Source organism: Gordonibacter sp. 28C (genome assembly GCF_003339845.1).
Taxonomy (GTDB): Bacteria; Actinomycetota; Coriobacteriia; order Coriobacteriales; family Eggerthellaceae; genus Gordonibacter.
Map to the genome: position 1 here is coordinate 171,266 of NZ_PPTR01000003.1, position 16,371 is coordinate 187,636.

The following is a 16,371-nucleotide window of genomic DNA, read 5'->3' on the forward strand; positions in this document are numbered from 1 at the left end:
TAAACGTGATCGACCTCGATGCGCCCCGGTTCAGACGCGCCCCTCCCTATCCTGCTCGGCCAGATCGAAATCCTGCTTTTTGAGAAACAACGGCAAGATGATGCCGGGAACGCACAAGACGGCGGCGATGATGAACGCAACCGTGTAGCTCCCGTTCATGGCGTACAGAGAGGCGCCTATCATGGGGCCGAAGATGCCCGCCGGGGCGTCACCGATCGCGAGGATGCCGATGTTCGAGCCGTTGTATTTGGAGCCGAAGTATTCGCGAATGGATCCGATGACGATGGATACGGATCCGCCGAACGCGAAGCCGATGAAAGCGGCTCCCACGGTCGTTCCGGCAACCGGATCCATGACGCCCGGCAAAACGAGCAGCAGGACGAGGCCGAGAAGGAGCAGGCACGAATCCAATATCATCATGGTCTTTTTACTGGGGATCTTGTCCGAGACGAAGCCCATGCCGGGTCGCCCCAATCCGTTCATAACGCCCAAGATGCCCGTGACGAGGGCGGCCGTCGCCGCCGATGCTCCCAGTTGCATCGAGTACGTGGCCATGCACGAGATGAGCATGAAGCCGCCGGTGTGAATGATGACGAACCAGGCGAAGATGCACCAAAACGTGCCGGTTTTGAGCATTTGCGAAGGGGCGAGCCCTTTTCCTTGGCCTTGCTGGATGCTTTTGTTCTTGATGGACTCGAAGCCCTTCGGCGTCCAGCCTTCCGGGGGGAACCGATAGAACTGGGCGAAGCCGAACACCATCACGAACGCGAACACGGCCAGCACGCGGAACGCGATCTGCCAACCGAACTCGCCGATGATCCAGTTCACTAAGGGCCCCAGGATCATTGAGCTCAAGCCGTATCCCATGATGACGAATCCGTTGATGAAACCGACCCTGTCGGGAAACCAGCGGATGCAGGTGTTCACGTTGTTGTTCATGCACAGGCCGATGGGAAAGCCGCAGAACGCCCCGTAGAACACGTACAGCCAAGGAAGCGAGGTGGTGAACGACGCCATGATGAAGCCGAAGCCGAGTATGATGCCAGCGGCCCCCATGACCTTGCGCACGCCCAGCTTGTCGCCCAACTGCCCGCCCACGAACTGCCCCAGCGTGAAGAACACCAGCATGACCGTGAACGTGATGGATGTTTCCACGCGCGTCCAACCGAACGCCGCTTCGAGAGGCGCGACGAAGATGGACCACGCGTAGATGATGCCGAGCACGAGCATCATGAGAAGGCCGAGTATCGGGAACCTCCACCGAGATGCTTCGTAGTTCTTTTCTGCAGTCATGTCTCTCTCCTACCGTGAGTTCTCGAATTGCTCGGATTCGGCGGATGCGGCCGTTGCCCGGGCTTTCTTGGGGTAGCGGACAAGGAAGCACGCGACGCCACCGACGATAGCCGAGGCTCCGACGATCTGCGTGGCGAGGGCGTACGTCCCCGTCGCATCGTACAGGGCCCCCGTGGCAACGGGGATGAGCGAGGCCAGCGTCGCCAGCACGAGCAGGGTGTAGCCGTACACGCGCGGGAAGTTGTCGGTGCCGAGCCAGTTCGCGAGCGCCGTGGGGCACAGGGACTTCTGCGATCCGATAGCCCAGCCCGTGAAAAAGAAGAACAAGAACAAGACGATCTGGCTGCCCGTCGTCGCGCCCAGAAGGAACAAGATGCCCGTAACGACCATGTTGGCGCCCTGCATGCGTATGGGTTCGATTCGATCCGCCAAGAATCCTGGTATGAACCCGCCGAGCGAGCTACCGACCCCTCGCGCGGAAAGGGCTGCCGTCACCATAACCGCCGCAAACCCCAAATCCATGAAATGGAGCATGCCGAACGACACGGTGAAGGTGTAGGTGAACTGACCCACTCCGCCACCGAGCATAATCAGCCACGTGTTAAGACTTCTCATCCCCTCTCTGAAGGTAAGGCTTTCCTGGCGTTGGAATACCCCGATGGGTTTCTTTACTTTGGCGGATGGGTCATCCACGCCGACCACGTCTTCGCTTCCGTAGGCGACCTGCCCGTAATCCTCGGGTTTCGCGTACAGAAAGCAGGCGAGGATGCACGCGACCACCGAGCAACCGGTCAAGAACCACCAACCTGCACGCCAATCCCCCACCGCGGAAATGACGCCATGGACGATGGGCGGACCGATAATGGCCGCGAGCCCTGAGAAACCCAAGATAACCCCGAGCACCAGCCCTCGCTTGCGCTTGAACCAATAGGCGACCGTCGCATCGGTCGGCACTTGACCTGCGCACCCCGTGCCGATGCTCATGAAAACGCCGAACACAACCAGATAGGTAATCGCGTCGTTCATCCACATCGAGCAAACAAACGAGCACACAGCGCACAACGCCGTGCCCACGATGAAAAGCTGTTTAAAACCGCCGAGCCTTTGCCCCACTCGTCCGATAAGGGGAGCAGCCCATCCCTGAAGCAGGATGTACACCGAAAACCCCATGCCCAGGATGGTCGCGTTCATGCGCATGCTCTCGTCAAGCTTCATGTACGTGTTCGCTATCGTTGCCGTGTTGAATACGAGCGCCATGGTCACGAAGAAGATCAGCCCGAGGATGATCATGTTCCTCCAGCCGTAGAAAACGCCCGCCCCCTTCTGCTTTCGCGCTTCCGCTCTCGCATCTACGTCCAATTCCTCCACCTCCTCCACAATAGGCAAGCATTCCAATTCGGAGGCGATAGCCCCTGCGCGAGACTCGCTCGAATTCACCCCCTCCCCCCGTTTCGCAACGAGCCTGCGAGGTCGCCGGCCGCGCGTCCGAGCTTTTGAAAGCCCGCCGACGTCGCTCCGCCGACGGTCGCCGGCCCCTCTGGTGCTTTCGCCCGGCCTTCATCATGAAGCCGTGCGGCAAAGCGTTCAAACAGCGAAACGCGGGGCTTCCACCATGATTTCGCGCCCTTCCCCGGCAAGACCAATCGCAAACGCCGCCATGCGGAAAACCGATCGGGGCCGCCCTCGCGGCCATGATAGCCGGACGCATGCGCATCGAAGCTGGCGTTCGGGCCCTCGCCTCCTTCGATGGGAAGCCGAAAAAAGAGACGACGGCCCGCATAGGGCCGTCGTCTCTCGGAACCGGCGATTGCCTCCGAGCAGCCTTCCTGCACCCGACCAGCACGAAGCGGCTTTCAGGCAGCAGGCGGCTTCCAGGACCTTCTCAGCTTTCGATTCCGGGCCCCTTCGGCGCCGAAGGGGCTTCGGGCTTCCCCGGAACGCCCGACGGCGGCAGATAGGCGTCCATGCCGTCGAGCTCGGCCGGCAGAAACGCCCCGCAGAAGGGGCATTTGTCGGGCCGGAAGTTCGGGTTGTTTATGCGTTTACCGCATTCGGGACATTTCAATGGTTTCAACTGGGCATCGGGGGGTCTGAAGCACATGGCGGCACCTTTCTTTGAGATCGGCCGGTCTAGAGACTGGGCGGCATTGGCGAACCGGCCTCTAACGCTCATCCGCACGGCCAGTATAGGATCGCCGGACAAGAAGGAAAAACAGCGATTCCTTTGAGCAGGTAAACAAGTTGGAGTACCGAAGAAACGCAAGCAACCGAAGACACGGACACCATCCGCGCGCCAAACCCGAAAGGCATCTCTGCGAGCACCGCACCCTATGAATGATCGATCACAACCGTTCTACGCATATGCGTGCGGAACGCCTCTAGACGCCCGCGACGCATTTTCGAATATCTCTTCTACAAAACTACTATGTAACTTAAGTTTCTTTAATGCTATACTTGAAAAGCACGAGGGCGCACCGAAGCCAGGCGCGCAAAAGGAGAACGATCTTGCTCGTATCCGCCTCCCCAGCTTCCGAAACGCCTGCTGCGACGCCGACGATGTCCGCCGCCTCCGCCGCCCCTTCCTCCGGCCTCTCCCCGGCGACGACCGGCGCGGCAGCCTCCCCCTCTCCCTCTCCCGCCCCTGCCAAGACGCCGTCGGCAACCTATATCCTGTTCGCCCTCGTCACGATCGGCGCGGGGCTGGGCGGCCTCACGCAGACGGCGCTGAACACCATGGCGGCCGACGTGCTGGCCGACCTGGGCACCGAGATTGGCTGGGGCCAGTGGATCACCACGGCCTACATCTTCTCCATGGGCGTGGCCGTGCCGCTGGCGTCGTATTTGACCAAACGGTTCTCGGTGCGCTCGCTGCTCGTCGGCGCGTTTTTGCTCTACCTGGCCGGGTCGCTGTGCGACTTCGCGGCGCAGAGCTTCCCCATGCTGCTGGTCGGGCGGGTGCTGGAGGCCGTGGCGACGGGCGTCCTCATGCCGCTTCTGCAGACCATCGCCATGACGCGCTTCCCCGAGAACCGCCACGGCACGGCCATGGGCGTCGCCGGCATCGCGCTGGGCTTCGCGCCGAACGTCGGGCCCGTCATCGGCGGGGCCATCATGGGCGCGGCGGGCTGGCGCTTCCTGTTCCTGGTGCTCGTGGCGTCGTCGGCCGCGCTGCTGGCCTTGACGCTCCTGTTCGTGAAGGAGCGCGACGTGGAGAACGCGTCGGCCCGCCTCGAGACGATCTCGCTTCTGCTGGCGGCGCTCGGGTTCGGCGGCCTTCTGGTGGGCTTCACCGACGCCGCGAACTACGAGCTGGCCCATCCGCTGGTATGGGCGCCGCTCGTCGTGGGGGCGGTGTGCCTGGCCTTGTTCCTGCGCCGCCAGTGCAAGGTGCCGAACCCCTTGGTCAACCTGGGGATCTTCGCATCGGGGAAGTACCGCGCGTGCTTCGCGGCGCAGTGTTTCCTCTACGGATGCTTCCTGGGCATGACGCTCATCGTGCCGCTGTTCGTCATCGAGGGCGGCGGGCACTCCGCCTTCGACGCGGGGCTCGTGCTGCTGCCGGGAGCGTTCGCCGCGCTCGTGTTCGAACCCCTGGCCGGCATGGCGTCCGACAGGCTGGGACCGCGGCGCGTGGCCATCTTCGGCGGCGCGTTCCTGACGGCGGGAGCGACGGGCATGGCGTTCCTGCCGACGTCGACGCCCCTATGGGCGGCCGCCCTTTTCCAAACGCTGCGGTGCGTGGGCCTGACCACGCTCATCCCCACCACGACGGCCTGGGGGCTCTCCGATTTGCGGAAGCGGGGCATCACGACGGACGGCAGCTCGTTCATGATCATGTCGCGCCAGATCGTGGCCGCCATGGCCACGGCCGTCATGGTGTTCCTCATCACGGCGTTCGCGACGCCGCAGACGCCCGAGCTGGGCTACCATCTGGCACTGGGATTCTCCGGCCTGCTGGGCGCGTGCACGCTGCTCACCGTCGTCGCGTTCGTCCGGCCACGCGAGGGACGGCGGGCGGAAGGTGCCTGAGCGAGCGTCGCCGAAAGCGGATCCCGTAAGCGGATCGGGGCGCCGCGAACATCAGGCGTAGCGTTTCACCAAGCCGAGGATGTTGTCGTGGCAGATCTTGCGCGCGGTCTCGGGGGCCAGCTTGTCCAGCAGGGCGTAGTACTTCGTCACCTCGCCGGGATAGGTTTCCCAGTGTCCCACTTTGTCGGTGCCCACCATGAACCGGTCGGGCCATTTCTCCATGAGGGCCGCCCAGTCGTCCATCGAGTCGCCATCTTCGAACCCGTCGGGATTCTCCTCGAGGAAGTAGTAGTTGTAGACGATCCACGAGATGTCGATCCACAGGTTCTCGTTCTCGGACAGTAGGCCGTCGGCGATCGACGCCAGGTGCGGCACCTCGACGCGCCGCGAGATGCCGATGTGGGCCCAGATGATCTTCGCGTCGCGGTTGTGCGCGAGCGCCGCTTTCAGCTCGTCGAGGTAGAGGACCTCGGGAGTGTTCGCGGCCGTGATGTTGTGGTGCACGAGCACGGGCAGACCGCGCTCGGCGGCCAGGTCGAAGATGGCGAAGAACGCGGGGTGATCGAGGTGCGGCGGCTCGCCGTAGGTGAGCGCCGTCAGGTCGTCGTGGCGGCTCATGAGCTCGCCGATGCCGCAGAACGTGTCGGGGTACATATCGAGCAGCTGCGCGATGTGGTCGACGGCCAAGCGGTCGTTGGGGTTGATGCCGCAGATGAACGGAAGGAAGCGAGCCTGCACCTCGACCGGCTGGGCCTTCAATTGCTCGATGGTGATGAAGTCGGTGCCGGAGTAATAGTAGCAGCGCGAGTCGTTGCTCAGGTAGTACGAGGGCTTCTGGTCGGCGTCCTCGTCCCACTGCTTGGCCATGGCCATGCCGAAGATGACGGCCTGCGACACGCCGCAGGAGTCCATGGCCGCCACAAGCGCCTCGTAGCCGTCGGTCTGCTGGAGGAAGTCCACGTAATGGAGGTGGCTGTCGACCACGTCGTAGCGGATGGTTTCGTCGGAGGGCGTGAGGGCAAGCTGATCCGGGGCGGGGTTCGCAGGAGCAGCGGGCGGTTCGACCTGTCGGCCGTTTAACAACTGCTCGGCCCCGGCTTGCGCTTGCGACGCGTCGCCCTGCGGAGCGGCGCAGCCTCCCATCATGCCGAGCGCGCCCGCCGCCGCGCCGGCCGCCGCCAGCTCGAGGAAGCGCCTGCGCGAAAGGACGCCTTTCCCTTCGTCGGTTCTCGCCTGATCGTCGTCCATGAGCCTCCCCTTCTTCCGATGGTCGTTTCCAGTTTAGCGCCTCGCCTTTTCGAAAAGACCGTCAATGAATCCCGCCGCGCTCGCACGGAACGATCCGTCGGCGAAGCGGTAAATATTACTTGTTTGATAATTATATTGCTTGCATCGACATTGCTTCATCAGAAGCGGTCCGCCTTCCGCAGCAAAGATCCGCAGTAGGGTCGAGCATGGCTGCTCGACCTCCGAAACGGCAAATACGCCAGCGGAATGTTTCACGTGAAACATTTGTTCTTTTTTCCCTTTTAACACATGGTTATTGGTTGGTGCGCCGTCACCCAGGGCGAGCGTTATCGCTGGTTGATCCGACCGTCGGAATATGCGTTCCGTTTCCACCAATCGGCTCCGCCTATCCGCGCGCCTTCGCGCCTTCGCCGTGAGGCACTCTCCCCCTTATTCTCTCCGTCTTTCATTTTCTTTTTTTCATCGCGTCTTCTTCGTTCTCTTGTTTTCGCTAACGGGCGTGAGAACTTGCTTTTCCGCGCCCTCTCCGTTCGGCGTCTTCGCCTTCCGAGCCCGTCCGCCTCCATGGCGAAGCAAATTTTTCAGATACCCGTTGACGCCCTATACTATGCGATGTATAGTATAGGGCGAAAGGAGGTATGCTATGGACGCACAGATGAAGCGAGGGTTCCTCGAAGTCTGCGTGCTCGCCTCGATCAACCGCCAGGACTCCTACGGCTACCAGATCGTCAAAGACGTGCCCGACATCCTGAATCTGACCGAATCGACGCTCTATCCCCTGCTCAAGCGACTTGAAGCGGCAGGGCTGCTCACGACCTACTCCGTCGAGCACAACGGGCGCCTGCGCAAGTACTACCGCATCACCGAAGCGGGCGTGCGCCATATCGACGAGTTCCTGCGCGAGCGGGACGACGTCGTTTCCATCTACGATTACGTGAAACGAGGTGCCAAAGAATGAACAAGACCGAGTTTATCGATGCGCTGCGGCGCGCGCTCGGCAAGCTGCCATCCTACGAGGTGGAGCAGTCGATAGCGTTTTACACGGAAATGATCGACGACCGGATCGAGGACGGCATGAGCGAGCGGGACGCCGTGGCGGCGCTCGGGCCTGTGAACGCCATCGCCGCTCAGATCATCGCCGAGACGCCGGCCATCCCCAAGGCCATCGCGAAGGCGAACACGGGCAGCCGCACGCTCAACATCGTGCTGTTGGTGGTGTTCTCCCCCATCTGGGTTCCCATCGCGCTCGCGTTGATAGCAACCGCGTTTTCGGTGTACCTGTCCATCTGGGCGGTCATCGTGTCGCTCTGGGTCACCGTGGCCGTGCTGCTGCTGTGCGGGCCCATCGGCATCGCGGGCTTCGTGTGGTGCCTCGCCACCGGCTATCCCCTCACGGCCGTCTGGCTGCTGGGGTGCGGCCTGGCCGGCGCCGGCGTGGGGCTGTTCGCCTGGTTCGGCGTGCTGGCGGCCAGCAAGGGGCTGTTCAGCCTGACTCGCCGGTTCGCCCGCTGGGTCAAGGGGCTGTTCGTGAAACGGGCCCAGGACGGCGAAGGCGCCGGCACGGGGTACGCCCCCGCCCCCGGCACGCCGATCGGAGCAGGCGCGCCTCCCGCGCCCCCTTACGCTCCGCCCGCACCGCCTTACGCCCCCGTCTACCCGGGTGCGGCGCAGCCCTCCGGGCCCGCCACGACCACCGTCCCCTTCCCTCCCACGCCCGGCGCGCCGGCGCACGGGACCCCGAACTCGAAAGGAGCGCAGAACCATGACAACCGCGCGTAAAGCTGTGCTGATCGTCGCCACCGTGCTCTTGCTGGGCGGGGCCGCGCTGTCCATGAGCGCCTTCGCCATGGCGGACTTCCGCTTCGAGAACCTGTCGAACACCACCCGCGACTGGGTTTCGAATACAAGCACCTTGAACACCGAAGCAGAAACGCCCCACGCCGCCATCGTCGTCCAAGACACCGACGAGGGCGTCCGCTTCGAGCCGAGCGACGGCGACGCCGTCGAAGTGGAGTACTGGGAAAAGTCCAATCGCCACGTGACCGTGACGGACGAGGGCGGCACGGTCAAGATCGAGGTCGAGCCGAAGAGGGGATTCATGGGATTCGAGTTCATGGTGTTCAACCTCACCGACCACAGTACCGTGGTGAAGGTGCCGCGCAGCTTCACCGGCTCGATCGAGGCCGAGACGGCCAGCGGCAGCATCGACGCGACCGGCCTTTCGGACCTGGCGTCGTTCAAGGCCACCACCGTCAACGGCTACGTGCAGGCGACGCGCCTCGAAGCCGGCGAGATAAGCCTGGCCACCACGTCGGGGTCGGCCACGGTCAACGGCGTGCGTGCGACGAAGGTCAGCGCCTCGTCCATGAACGGCAGCGTCAGCGCGAACGACGTGACGGCCGACGACGTGGCCCTGAGCACCACGAGCGGCAACGTGGGCACGAGCGGCATCAACGCGAAAACGATCGCCGCCCACACCATGAACGGCAGCGTATCCGCCCAGACCATCAAAGCCGACAGCGTCTCCTTCGACACGACGAGCGGCAACGTGACCTCCGACAACATGATAACCGGCTCGCTGGACGCCCGCGCGGTAAACGGCAGCATCGACATGACGAACCTCGACGCGGCCCTCGCCTCCTTCGGAACCGGCAGCGGCCACGTGAACGCAACCTTCGTCGGATCGGCCGACGACTACCGCATCGACGCCCAGTCGACGAACGGAAGCGTGCATGCGCCGCAGGGCAATGCCAGCGCGTCGAAGCAGGTGACGGCCTCCGCCATGAACGGCAGCATCACCTTGGGCTTCGCCGGCGGAAGCGCCGCGGCCAGCCCGCTCGACACGGGAGGGAGCGCCCCGGCTGCACCGGCAGCACCTGCAGCACCTGCCGCGCCCGCAGCACCTGCCGCCCCAACAGCCTAAAGCACCAACCATCCTCTCGGGGCGGTCGCCCAGAACGACCGCCCCGTCGTCCAAACCATAAAACCTTTGCACAACCGGAACCGGTACCCGGCAAGGTAACCTGCGCCTCGTTCGCCGACCGATCCTTCCCCGTGCACATGGGCTACTGGGTGAAGGCGAGCGGCTCCGGCATCGAGCCGGCCGTCGCGCTGTCGACGGCGGCTTTCTCGCTTGCCAGCTTCGCGCTGTTCGCCGTCGCCGCCTACGGCGGCGTGCTGAGGGGCGAAGGGCGCCGAGCTTGAAGATGCGGTCCGGCGTCACTCCCCGCTCGCGTCGTCGGAATCCGGCGGCTCGAGCGGCTTCATGTCCAGGCGCAGCGTTTGCTCGATCACCTTCATGAGCGTCTCGTCGGAGATGTCGGGGTTGAGCTTCACCAGGCCAACCAGGCCGAAGATGACCACGCAGAACATCTCGTACACGAAGTCGATCTCTATCTGGCGGTAGGCGGCGTATTCGGCCACCACGCGCCCGTTGATGCAGTCGACCGTCTCGCGCACGGCGCGCACGTCGAACGAGTCGCGCACCCCCAGCTCTTCCAGCACGGCTATCATGGGGCGCGGGTTGCCGGCCGCGTCGTAAAGCGCCCGACGGAACGTGGCCACGCAGGCGCGCAGCGAGCCGGCCATGTCGCCGAACTTGCGCGATTCGTTCCACACGACCACGCTCTCCACGAGGTCCTCCACGTAGTCGTCGAGCACGGCCTCTACGACGGCCTGCTTGTTCTCGAAGTAGTAGTACACCAGCTCGCGCGTCACGCCCGCTTCGGAGGCGATGTCCTTCACCGTGGTCGCGCGCACGCCCCGCGTCTCGAACAGGCTGCGCGCCGCCAGCATGATGTCGCCCGCCACGCCGTCCAAGCGACCGCGCTCCGCGCCCTGCGCTCCGCACTCCGTGCTGATGGGGGCGTACCTCGTCTGCCGCGTGCCGAGCCGCATGGCCGGTTCCTTTCCCGTTGCATGCCGGTGCCGCCCGCCCCGAGCAGGGCGGACGGCACCAGTATACGGTATGCGCGACGCGGCGGCCATGATCGAGCGACCCTTCGGCCCGTTGGGCCGTTATTCGTTCTCTTCGAGCACGTTCCGGTACGCCTTCGTGTCGGCGTACAGCTCGTCTTTGAGCGGGTTGAGCTTGTTGCGGCGGATCTTGCCGAACTGGTACACGGCCACGGCGACGTTCGCGACCAACGCGAGCAGGCTCACGACGAAGAACGCCGTGGGATTGTGCGTGGTGGGAATGGGCGCCAGCACGTCGGCGAACTGCGGCACGGTCATCACGAACATGATCCACAGCGCCAGCGTTTGCGCGCGGTGCTGCAACCAGGCACCCTTCTTGATGAAGAACGTGGGGATGGTGCACGCCAGAAGCAGCGCAAGGCCGGCGTAGGCCGAGTGGTCGGAGATGCAGTTGTACGTGTAGGCGAAGTTCCACAAATCGTAGGCGATGATCCAAGCCCAGATCATGTCGGGCCAGATCATGTCCTTGGATTTGTCCTTCGAGATGATGATGCCGAACCAGCCGCAGATGGTGACGATGTTCAGGATGCCGGCGATGCCGTTCATGATGTTCCACGGCCCCGACATGGTCCACAGGTTCTCGACGACGCCGCCCTGCCACAGGCCGAAGCCGAACACCTGGAAGTCGCGCACGACGGCCTCGGCGATGTTCACGGCCAGGATGAGCGGCGGGAAGCACAGCGCCCAGCGCTTCTCGTACAGATGGTGCGTCCGGCCGTCCTTGCCCCGCCACTTCACGAAGCGCAGCGCCATGAAACCCAGGCAGCCGGCCAGCGCCGAGTACGTCTTCACCCAGTTGAACCACGTGCCGGTGCCGTACTCGTTGCCCGGCGCGGCCGTGGTGGGCCACACGAAGACGGTGAGCGCCAAGGGCACGATTGCGAACAGCACGACGCCGCACCACAGCCTCACGCGCCCCAACTCGTTGAACGCCATGAGCGCGAACAGCACGAACAGCCATATAGCCCAGTACAACGGGTCTTCCGCTTGGTAGAGAATGCCCATTTTCCGCCCCCCTTGTCCTCGTATCGCCCGGACGACCCCTCGCCGCCCGCGGTGCGTCGGCCCGCGATCACGCGCCCGCCGCCGACCTTCGCGCCCAGTATAGGGAGCGGCGCGGGAAAAATCTTTACAGATGGGGCTTGCGTGTGAAACGCCGGAGGGGACGCGGCGAACGAGCGGCAACGCAACGCGACGTTCGCGAGCCCCGTCGAAACGGCGAGGTTGGGATGCCGCCGGACGCGGACGCCTCGCGCATGCGCCCTGTCCGCTCCGATTGCACAATCGTCTTCGCTCGAATATAATCGCATCGACAACGGCCGCTCCAAAGCGCATCGCGAAACGGCCGCCTATCCGCGAGGAAACGGCAGGGGGGCTTGCCCGTATGACGGAAGACGCAGGGTCCGGCACCCGTTTCGGCGCTTCGAGCGGCGGCGCCGGCGCAAGCGGCCAAGGTGCCCGCCCCGACGTGTACCGCCTGTTCGTCCAAGGACGCGGCGCATGCGATCCGGCCCGCGCGGATCGCATGGCGGGCAAGATGCGCGACGGCGGTTTCAGCTGGCTCACCCTGCTTGTCGGGCCTCTCTACTTCCTGTACCGAAAGCTGTACGCTCCCGGCATCGTCTGGCTATGCGCCAACGTCGTCGTCTCGCTTTTCCCCGACGGATTGCTCTCCACCGTGCTTTCCGCGGCGTCTTTGCTGGCGAGCGTCGTCTTGGGCCTCGCTTTCTACCCGCTGTACCGGCGGAAGGCCGACGCCGCCGCAAGCGCCGCGCAGCTCCACGGCAACGACGGCGCCGCCTGGGAAGCGAGCGTGCGCGCCGCGGGAGGAACTGCCGCGCGAGCGGTCGTGGCGGGCGTCTTGGCGATCGTTCTGGTGTCGGTCGTCGAGGTGTTCGGCGGAGCGGCGCTTTACCACGCCAGCCCCGAGGGCGCGCGCCTGGACGACTTGCGCGCGCGATACCCCTACGTCGAGGAGCCCGTCCAGCTGGGCATGGGCGAGGACGCCTACGTCTCGGATGATATCTACCTTGCCGACGTGACGAAAGACTCGCTGCTCACCCTGATAGGTCGGCAGACGGCGGCTTTCGAGATATGCGTCGCCTGGTGCGAGATGGGCGCGGACATGCCCGCGTCGGGCACATGGTCGCCGAAGGACAAGCCTCGGTTCGAGAGGAAGATCGAGCGTCTGGACGATTTGGAAGCCCGGGTTCGCTCGCTGTTCGCATCGGACACCGACGCCTTGGAGGAAGCCTACCTCGAAGCGCTGGACATCATCTGCTCGCGTTGACCGGCCGACCGGAAGTCCGGCCGGCCGGCATCTTCGGCATGCGCGCCTATTCGGCCGCCATGTTGAACAGGATGTAGTGCGAGGGCGTCTTCGCGCGAACGGTCACTTCCGCCTCGTCGGTGATCTCCGCGGCATCGCGCTCGGCGAGCTCGTCGCCGTTGACCTCCCCTTCGCCCTCGATTTGGATGAGATAGGCCTGCCGACCCGGCTTCAGGTCGTAGCTCAGCGTCTCGCCGGCGTCGAGCACGGCCGCCGACACGTCCATGTCCTGATGGATGGCGATAGGCGCCGCGCCCTGCCTGCCGGAGGCGATGGCCAGCCACTTCCCCACGCGGTCCTCCCACGCGAATCGATGGTCGCCGTAGTTGGGCTCGTAGCCCTTCGCGTCGGGCAGTATCCAAATTTGCAGGAAGCGCAGCGGCTCGTCGGTGTTGTTGAACTCGCTGTGGCGAACACCCGTGCCGGCGCTCATGTACTGCGCGTCGCCGCGGCCGAGCGTGCTGCCGTTTCCCATGCTGTCCCGATGGGTGAGCCGGCCGTCCACCACGTAGCTGATGATCTCCATATCTTCGTGGGGATGCGTGTCGAACCCGCCGTGCGGGTCGAACGTGTCGTCGTTCACGACGCGAAGCGCGCCGAATTGGATGTTGTCGGGGTTGTAGTACTCGGCGAACGAGAAGTGGAACTGGCTGTGCAGCCAACCGCGCTCGCTTTTGCCCATGGTTTCGCGTTTGATGACGTTGATCATGATGCTATCTCCTAACTGTTGTTTTGAAGGTAGCATATAGCATCGATACGATGGGCGTATGGCGATTGGCTCACGGGAGCGTAACGGCAGGCGGGCGGCCGGGCTGCCGGGCGGGCGGAGAAAAACCGTCAGAGCTCGACGAGCATGACCTCGATCCCGCTTTGCTTGAAGGCGGGCCTCATGTACTCGGGATCGCGAAGCTCGGGCAGAACCTGCTGCAGGGCGAGGAAGATGTCGGCGGAGGGCGTGCGGCTCGCGTCTTCTAGCGCGTACACCGTCCGCTCCGACACGCTCAACCCCGTGGTCTCCTTCACCGCCTGCGCGAGCGCCGCCCCGCGCGAGTAACCGTTGGCAAGGCGCGAGGCCTTGAGCAAGATCCCGTACGTTTCCCAGTCGACTACGCTGTTTTGCTTCGCCATATCGCCTCCTTTGTTGCACTTTCGTACAATAATGGTTATGATGCCTTTTGCATTATAGTACAATATCGGCGGAAGGGGCGTTGACATGGATTTGTCGGACGAGATACAATGTTCATCACAGCAAGCCCCTTGCAGTACGTCTCCCATTATCCGGGATAGGCCGAACCAAGGGGTTTTTCATTGTCCGTATCCTGTCGAGAATGGTTTGAGGATCGCCGTTTTGGTCGATGGAGGGTTTTACCTCAAACGAGCAAACTATCTCTTTGGGGCGAAGGAGCCCGAAGAACGCGCGCGCGAACTGCAACGCTATTGCCATAAGCACGTTCCGGAAAGAAGCAGGCTTTATCGAATCTTCTACTACGACAGCGCCCCGTCTAAAAAGAAGGTGTTTCATCCCCTCCTCGGAAGAACAGTCGATCTATCGAAAACCGACGTTCACGCTTGGAGCACGGCGTTCCACGCCGCCCTCAGGCGAATGGATCGATGCGCCTTGCGCATGGGAGAGCTTTTGGACAGCCAAAGCGAGTACGTCTTGAAAAGACAAGCCGTCCGCAGCCTTTGTCGGAAAGAGCGAACGGTTGACGACCTTGCCGAAGAAGACTTCATGCTCGACATCACCCAAAAAGGCGTCGACATGAAAATCGGCCTGGACATCGCATCGCTCGCCCATAAGAAACTCGTCGACAGGATCGTGCTCGTCGCAGGCGACAGCGACATAGTCCCCGCAGCCAAGCACGCGCGAAGGGAGGGCATCGACTTCGTGCTGGATCCGATGTGGCACACCATCACCCCGAGCCTTCGAGAGCACGTCGACGCAATCGAAACCCGCTGCCTTCCCGCGGCAGCGCCGGCATCTCCCCGCTCGCGCGGGTAGATCGGGCCTTGGCCGCGAAAGGGACTTGCTCAGAAACTATTCGATGGTGCCGTAGAGCGTATAGAACGTCGATTGGCCGGCCGGGTCGGGGCCGTCGGCAAGTTCGGGAACGGCCACGCGCCACTCGACTCCGTTCTCTTCGACTGTAACGGTTTTCAGGTAGCCTGTATGGAGGACGACCTCCTTGGTTTCGCTTGCTCCGTCGGCGAACCGCACGGACACGGTCAGCTTCGCGCCGTCGAGCCATTCGAGCGGCAGCATGTCCGCGCCCAGCCCGGAAGAGGCGCCTTCCCCGTCGCCTGCATCGGGAAGCCACATGCCGAGCCGCATCCCGACGGCAGCAGAGCCCTCCTCGACGACCGAAGGCCCAAGCCGCGTAAAGCGAAACAGATGCGTTCGGCCGTCGGCATACGCTTTCGCAAGGGAAGCCTGCCAGTCGCCTTCGGCCCCCATCAGCGCCTCTATCTCGCCGCTTTCCGCCTGCACCCACTCCTCGTCGCAACGATAGAGCTCGCCGCGATCGAGTGACGCCTCCACGCTCGCGATGTTCTCGCCCGCGATCTGGAACATGCATCCTGTGAACTGGCCTCCCCCCTTGTCGGGTGTCGCGAACGCAACCTCTCCATAGCTGAACGCGACCAGGCCGTCGCGAGACGGCTGGACCGTACCCGATTCGGCCGCATAGGCTTGAATGTCGAAGCGGCTCGACCCTCCCCCACCGTTTACGGCAACCACGACCAGCCCTGCGCAAACGAGAACGGCGCAAACGGCGGCAGCGAAAGAGCGGAACGCGCCGCTTAGGGGGCGGATGCTTCGATCCACCCCTCTCACCCGATATCGAGCCCGACCAACCCTATCGATCCCAAGGCGCTCCTCGCTTTCGGCGAAGGCATCCTTCCGAACCGCGTCGGCAACCCTCGAGCGCGCTTCGGCGCTGGGCGCGATGCGCCCTTGGAGCTTGCGGTAATCCTTTTCGAAATCATCGATGCCCACGGGAACCTCCCAACATCGTACGCAGCGCCTTTCGCGCTCGATGCAGACGCACGCGCACCGTCGCCGGCTTGACGCCGAGGATCTCGGCGATCTCGTCCACTTCGTAGCCTTCCTCGCAGCGCAGGTGGACGACATCGCGCTGCGACTCCGGAAGCGACCCGACCGCCTCCCAAACGTCTCGAAGCGCACCGTCGTCGATCGCAACCAGGTCCGGCAGGTCCTCGCCCGCAGCGCGATGGCGGCTCCATGCGCTGCGATGCAGATCGTTGCAGCAGTTGGCGGTGACGCGCAGGAGCCAGGCTTTCTCATGTCCCTCGTCGACGAACGGCTCGTCGCGACGTAAAAGGCGCAGAAACACCGTCTGCATGACGTCTTCGGCGTCGGCGCGGTTGCGCAAACGCGCGTAGGCGAGGCGGTACACCGCGTCACCCCATGCGCTCATCGCCTCGTCCACGGCGGCGCACCGCCGCTCTGCCGCATCGTCGTCCATGCTTCCGTCCTC

The 16,371-nt window shown here is 63.8% G+C and carries 18 protein-coding genes; 8 read left to right on the forward strand and 10 right to left on the reverse strand.

Annotated elements, in window-relative coordinates; genetic code table 11:
* Positions 1-30: 30 nt before the first annotated feature.
* Together C1878_RS04950 and C1878_RS04955 are read right to left on the reverse strand one after the other, a co-directional pair.
* The gene (locus C1878_RS04950; RefSeq protein WP_114600589.1) at positions 31-1,293 is read right to left on the reverse strand and encodes an OFA family MFS transporter; all 1,263 of its coding nucleotides are present in this window, start codon (positions 1,291-1,293) and stop codon (positions 31-33) included.
* Positions 1,294-1,302: 9 nt separating this feature from the next.
* On the reverse strand, positions 1,303-2,508 hold the full coding sequence (locus C1878_RS04955; protein WP_241963631.1) for a nitrate/nitrite transporter: 1,206 nt from the start codon (positions 2,506-2,508) through the stop codon (positions 1,303-1,305).
* Here C1878_RS04955 and C1878_RS16825 point away from each other — a divergent pair.
* Positions 2,462-2,599: a hypothetical protein gene (locus C1878_RS16825; protein ID WP_241963632.1), complete on the forward strand. Its 138-nt coding sequence runs from the start codon at positions 2,462-2,464 to the stop codon at positions 2,597-2,599. The genes C1878_RS04955 and C1878_RS16825 overlap by 47 nt on opposite strands.
* 1,199 nt (positions 2,600-3,798) lie before the next feature.
* Entirely contained in the window at positions 3,799-5,322 is a 1,524-nt protein-coding gene (locus C1878_RS04965) for an MFS transporter (RefSeq protein ID WP_158539723.1), read from the forward strand.
* Between the two features lie 51 nt (positions 5,323-5,373).
* Here the strand turns inward: C1878_RS04965 and C1878_RS04970 are convergent, their stop codons facing one another.
* Together C1878_RS04970 and C1878_RS16440 are read right to left on the reverse strand one after the other, a co-directional pair.
* Entirely contained in the window at positions 5,374-6,570 is a 1,197-nt protein-coding gene (locus C1878_RS04970) for an amidohydrolase family protein (RefSeq protein WP_114600593.1), read from the reverse strand.
* 33 nt (positions 6,571-6,603) lie between these two features.
* Positions 6,604-6,942, reverse strand: coding sequence for a hypothetical protein (locus C1878_RS16440; RefSeq protein WP_147272906.1), 339 nt, complete (start codon positions 6,940-6,942; stop codon positions 6,604-6,606).
* 271 nt (positions 6,943-7,213) lie between these two features.
* Here C1878_RS16440 and C1878_RS04975 point away from each other — a divergent pair, with 271 nt between their 5' ends.
* The 4 genes from C1878_RS04975 to C1878_RS16535 all read left to right on the forward strand — a co-directional run bounded on the left by C1878_RS04975 (position 7,214) and on the right by C1878_RS16535 (position 9,774).
* The gene (locus C1878_RS04975) at positions 7,214-7,528 is read left to right on the forward strand and encodes a PadR family transcriptional regulator (RefSeq protein ID WP_114600594.1); all 315 of its coding nucleotides are present in this window, start codon (positions 7,214-7,216) and stop codon (positions 7,526-7,528) included.
* Positions 7,525-8,349, forward strand: coding sequence for a DUF1700 domain-containing protein (locus tag C1878_RS04980; protein ID WP_199519289.1), 825 nt, complete (start codon positions 7,525-7,527; stop codon positions 8,347-8,349). The genes C1878_RS04975 and C1878_RS04980 overlap by 4 nt, the downstream gene beginning before the upstream one ends.
* A complete protein-coding gene (locus tag C1878_RS04985; protein ID WP_114600595.1) occupies positions 8,333-9,493 on the forward strand; it encodes a DUF4097 family beta strand repeat-containing protein in 1,161 nt (386 codons plus the stop codon). The genes C1878_RS04980 and C1878_RS04985 overlap by 17 nt, the downstream gene beginning before the upstream one ends.
* A gap of 131 nt (positions 9,494-9,624) precedes the next feature.
* Entirely contained in the window at positions 9,625-9,774 is a 150-nt protein-coding gene (locus tag C1878_RS16535) for a hypothetical protein (protein ID WP_158539724.1), read from the forward strand.
* 15 nt (positions 9,775-9,789) lie between these two features.
* Here C1878_RS16535 and C1878_RS04990 read toward each other — a convergent pair whose 3' ends face one another.
* Together C1878_RS04990 and C1878_RS04995 are read right to left on the reverse strand one after the other, a co-directional pair.
* Entirely contained in the window at positions 9,790-10,467 is a 678-nt protein-coding gene (locus C1878_RS04990; RefSeq protein ID WP_114600596.1) for a TetR/AcrR family transcriptional regulator, read from the reverse strand.
* Positions 10,468-10,587: 120 nt separating this feature from the next.
* Entirely contained in the window at positions 10,588-11,550 is a 963-nt protein-coding gene (locus C1878_RS04995) for a DUF5692 family protein (RefSeq protein ID WP_114600597.1), read from the reverse strand.
* A 379-nt stretch (positions 11,551-11,929) separates the two neighbouring features.
* Between C1878_RS04995 and C1878_RS05000 the strand changes: the two genes are divergently transcribed.
* Positions 11,930-12,835 (forward strand): DUF2628 domain-containing protein, encoded by a 906-nt coding sequence (locus C1878_RS05000; RefSeq protein WP_158539725.1) that lies wholly within the window; start codon positions 11,930-11,932, stop codon positions 12,833-12,835.
* A gap of 46 nt (positions 12,836-12,881) precedes the next feature.
* Here the strand turns inward: C1878_RS05000 and C1878_RS05005 are convergent, their stop codons facing one another.
* The gene (locus C1878_RS05005) at positions 12,882-13,583 is read right to left on the reverse strand and encodes a pirin family protein (RefSeq protein ID WP_114600599.1); all 702 of its coding nucleotides are present in this window, start codon (positions 13,581-13,583) and stop codon (positions 12,882-12,884) included.
* 128 nt (positions 13,584-13,711) lie between these two features.
* Positions 13,712-14,002 carry a hypothetical protein gene (locus C1878_RS05010; protein WP_114600600.1) on the reverse strand — a complete coding sequence of 97 codons (291 nt, stop codon included), beginning with the start codon at positions 14,000-14,002 and terminating at the stop codon, positions 13,712-13,714.
* A gap of 85 nt (positions 14,003-14,087) precedes the next feature.
* On the opposite strand from C1878_RS05010, the gene C1878_RS05015 reads away from it, so the two are divergent.
* On the forward strand, positions 14,088-14,876 hold the full coding sequence (locus C1878_RS05015) for an NYN domain-containing protein (RefSeq protein ID WP_114600601.1): 789 nt from the start codon (positions 14,088-14,090) through the stop codon (positions 14,874-14,876).
* A gap of 36 nt (positions 14,877-14,912) precedes the next feature.
* Here the strand turns inward: C1878_RS05015 and C1878_RS16445 are convergent, their stop codons facing one another.
* Together C1878_RS16445 and C1878_RS05025 are read right to left on the reverse strand one after the other, a co-directional pair.
* The gene (locus C1878_RS16445) at positions 14,913-15,869 is read right to left on the reverse strand and encodes a hypothetical protein (RefSeq protein WP_147272907.1); all 957 of its coding nucleotides are present in this window, start codon (positions 15,867-15,869) and stop codon (positions 14,913-14,915) included.
* Complete coding sequence (locus C1878_RS05025) at positions 15,856-16,359, reverse strand: RNA polymerase sigma factor (RefSeq protein WP_114600603.1); 504 nt, start codon at positions 16,357-16,359, stop codon at positions 15,856-15,858. Before C1878_RS05025 ends, C1878_RS16445 begins: the two co-directional genes overlap by 14 nt.
* Positions 16,360-16,371 lie beyond the last annotated feature (12 nt).

Bases quoted from the DNA above. Each gene is read 5' to 3' on its own strand.
- C1878_RS04950 (WP_114600589.1), bottom strand. From the start codon at position 1,293: ATGACTGCAGAAAAGAACTACGAAGCATCTCGGTGGAGGTTCCCGATA.
- C1878_RS16825 (WP_241963632.1), top strand. From the start codon at position 2,462: ATGCCCAGGATGGTCGCGTTCATGCGCATGCTCTCGTCAAGCTTCATG.
- C1878_RS04955 (WP_241963631.1), bottom strand. From the start codon at position 2,508: ATGAAGCTTGACGAGAGCATGCGCATGAACGCGACCATCCTGGGCATG.
- C1878_RS04970 (WP_114600593.1), bottom strand. From the start codon at position 6,570: ATGGACGACGATCAGGCGAGAACCGACGAAGGGAAAGGCGTCCTTTCG.
- C1878_RS04975 (WP_114600594.1), top strand. From the start codon at position 7,214: ATGGACGCACAGATGAAGCGAGGGTTCCTCGAAGTCTGCGTGCTCGCC.
- C1878_RS04980 (WP_199519289.1), top strand. From the start codon at position 7,525: ATGAACAAGACCGAGTTTATCGATGCGCTGCGGCGCGCGCTCGGCAAG.
- C1878_RS04985 (WP_114600595.1), top strand. From the start codon at position 8,333: ATGACAACCGCGCGTAAAGCTGTGCTGATCGTCGCCACCGTGCTCTTG.
- C1878_RS04990 (WP_114600596.1), bottom strand. From the start codon at position 10,467: ATGCGGCTCGGCACGCGGCAGACGAGGTACGCCCCCATCAGCACGGAG.
- C1878_RS04995 (WP_114600597.1), bottom strand. From the start codon at position 11,550: ATGGGCATTCTCTACCAAGCGGAAGACCCGTTGTACTGGGCTATATGG.
- C1878_RS05000 (WP_158539725.1), top strand. From the start codon at position 11,930: ATGACGGAAGACGCAGGGTCCGGCACCCGTTTCGGCGCTTCGAGCGGC.
- C1878_RS05005 (WP_114600599.1), bottom strand. From the start codon at position 13,583: ATGATCAACGTCATCAAACGCGAAACCATGGGCAAAAGCGAGCGCGGT.
- C1878_RS05010 (WP_114600600.1), bottom strand. From the start codon at position 14,002: ATGGCGAAGCAAAACAGCGTAGTCGACTGGGAAACGTACGGGATCTTG.
- C1878_RS05015 (WP_114600601.1), top strand. From the start codon at position 14,088: ATGGATTTGTCGGACGAGATACAATGTTCATCACAGCAAGCCCCTTGC.
- C1878_RS05025 (WP_114600603.1), bottom strand. From the start codon at position 16,359: ATGGACGACGATGCGGCAGAGCGGCGGTGCGCCGCCGTGGACGAGGCG.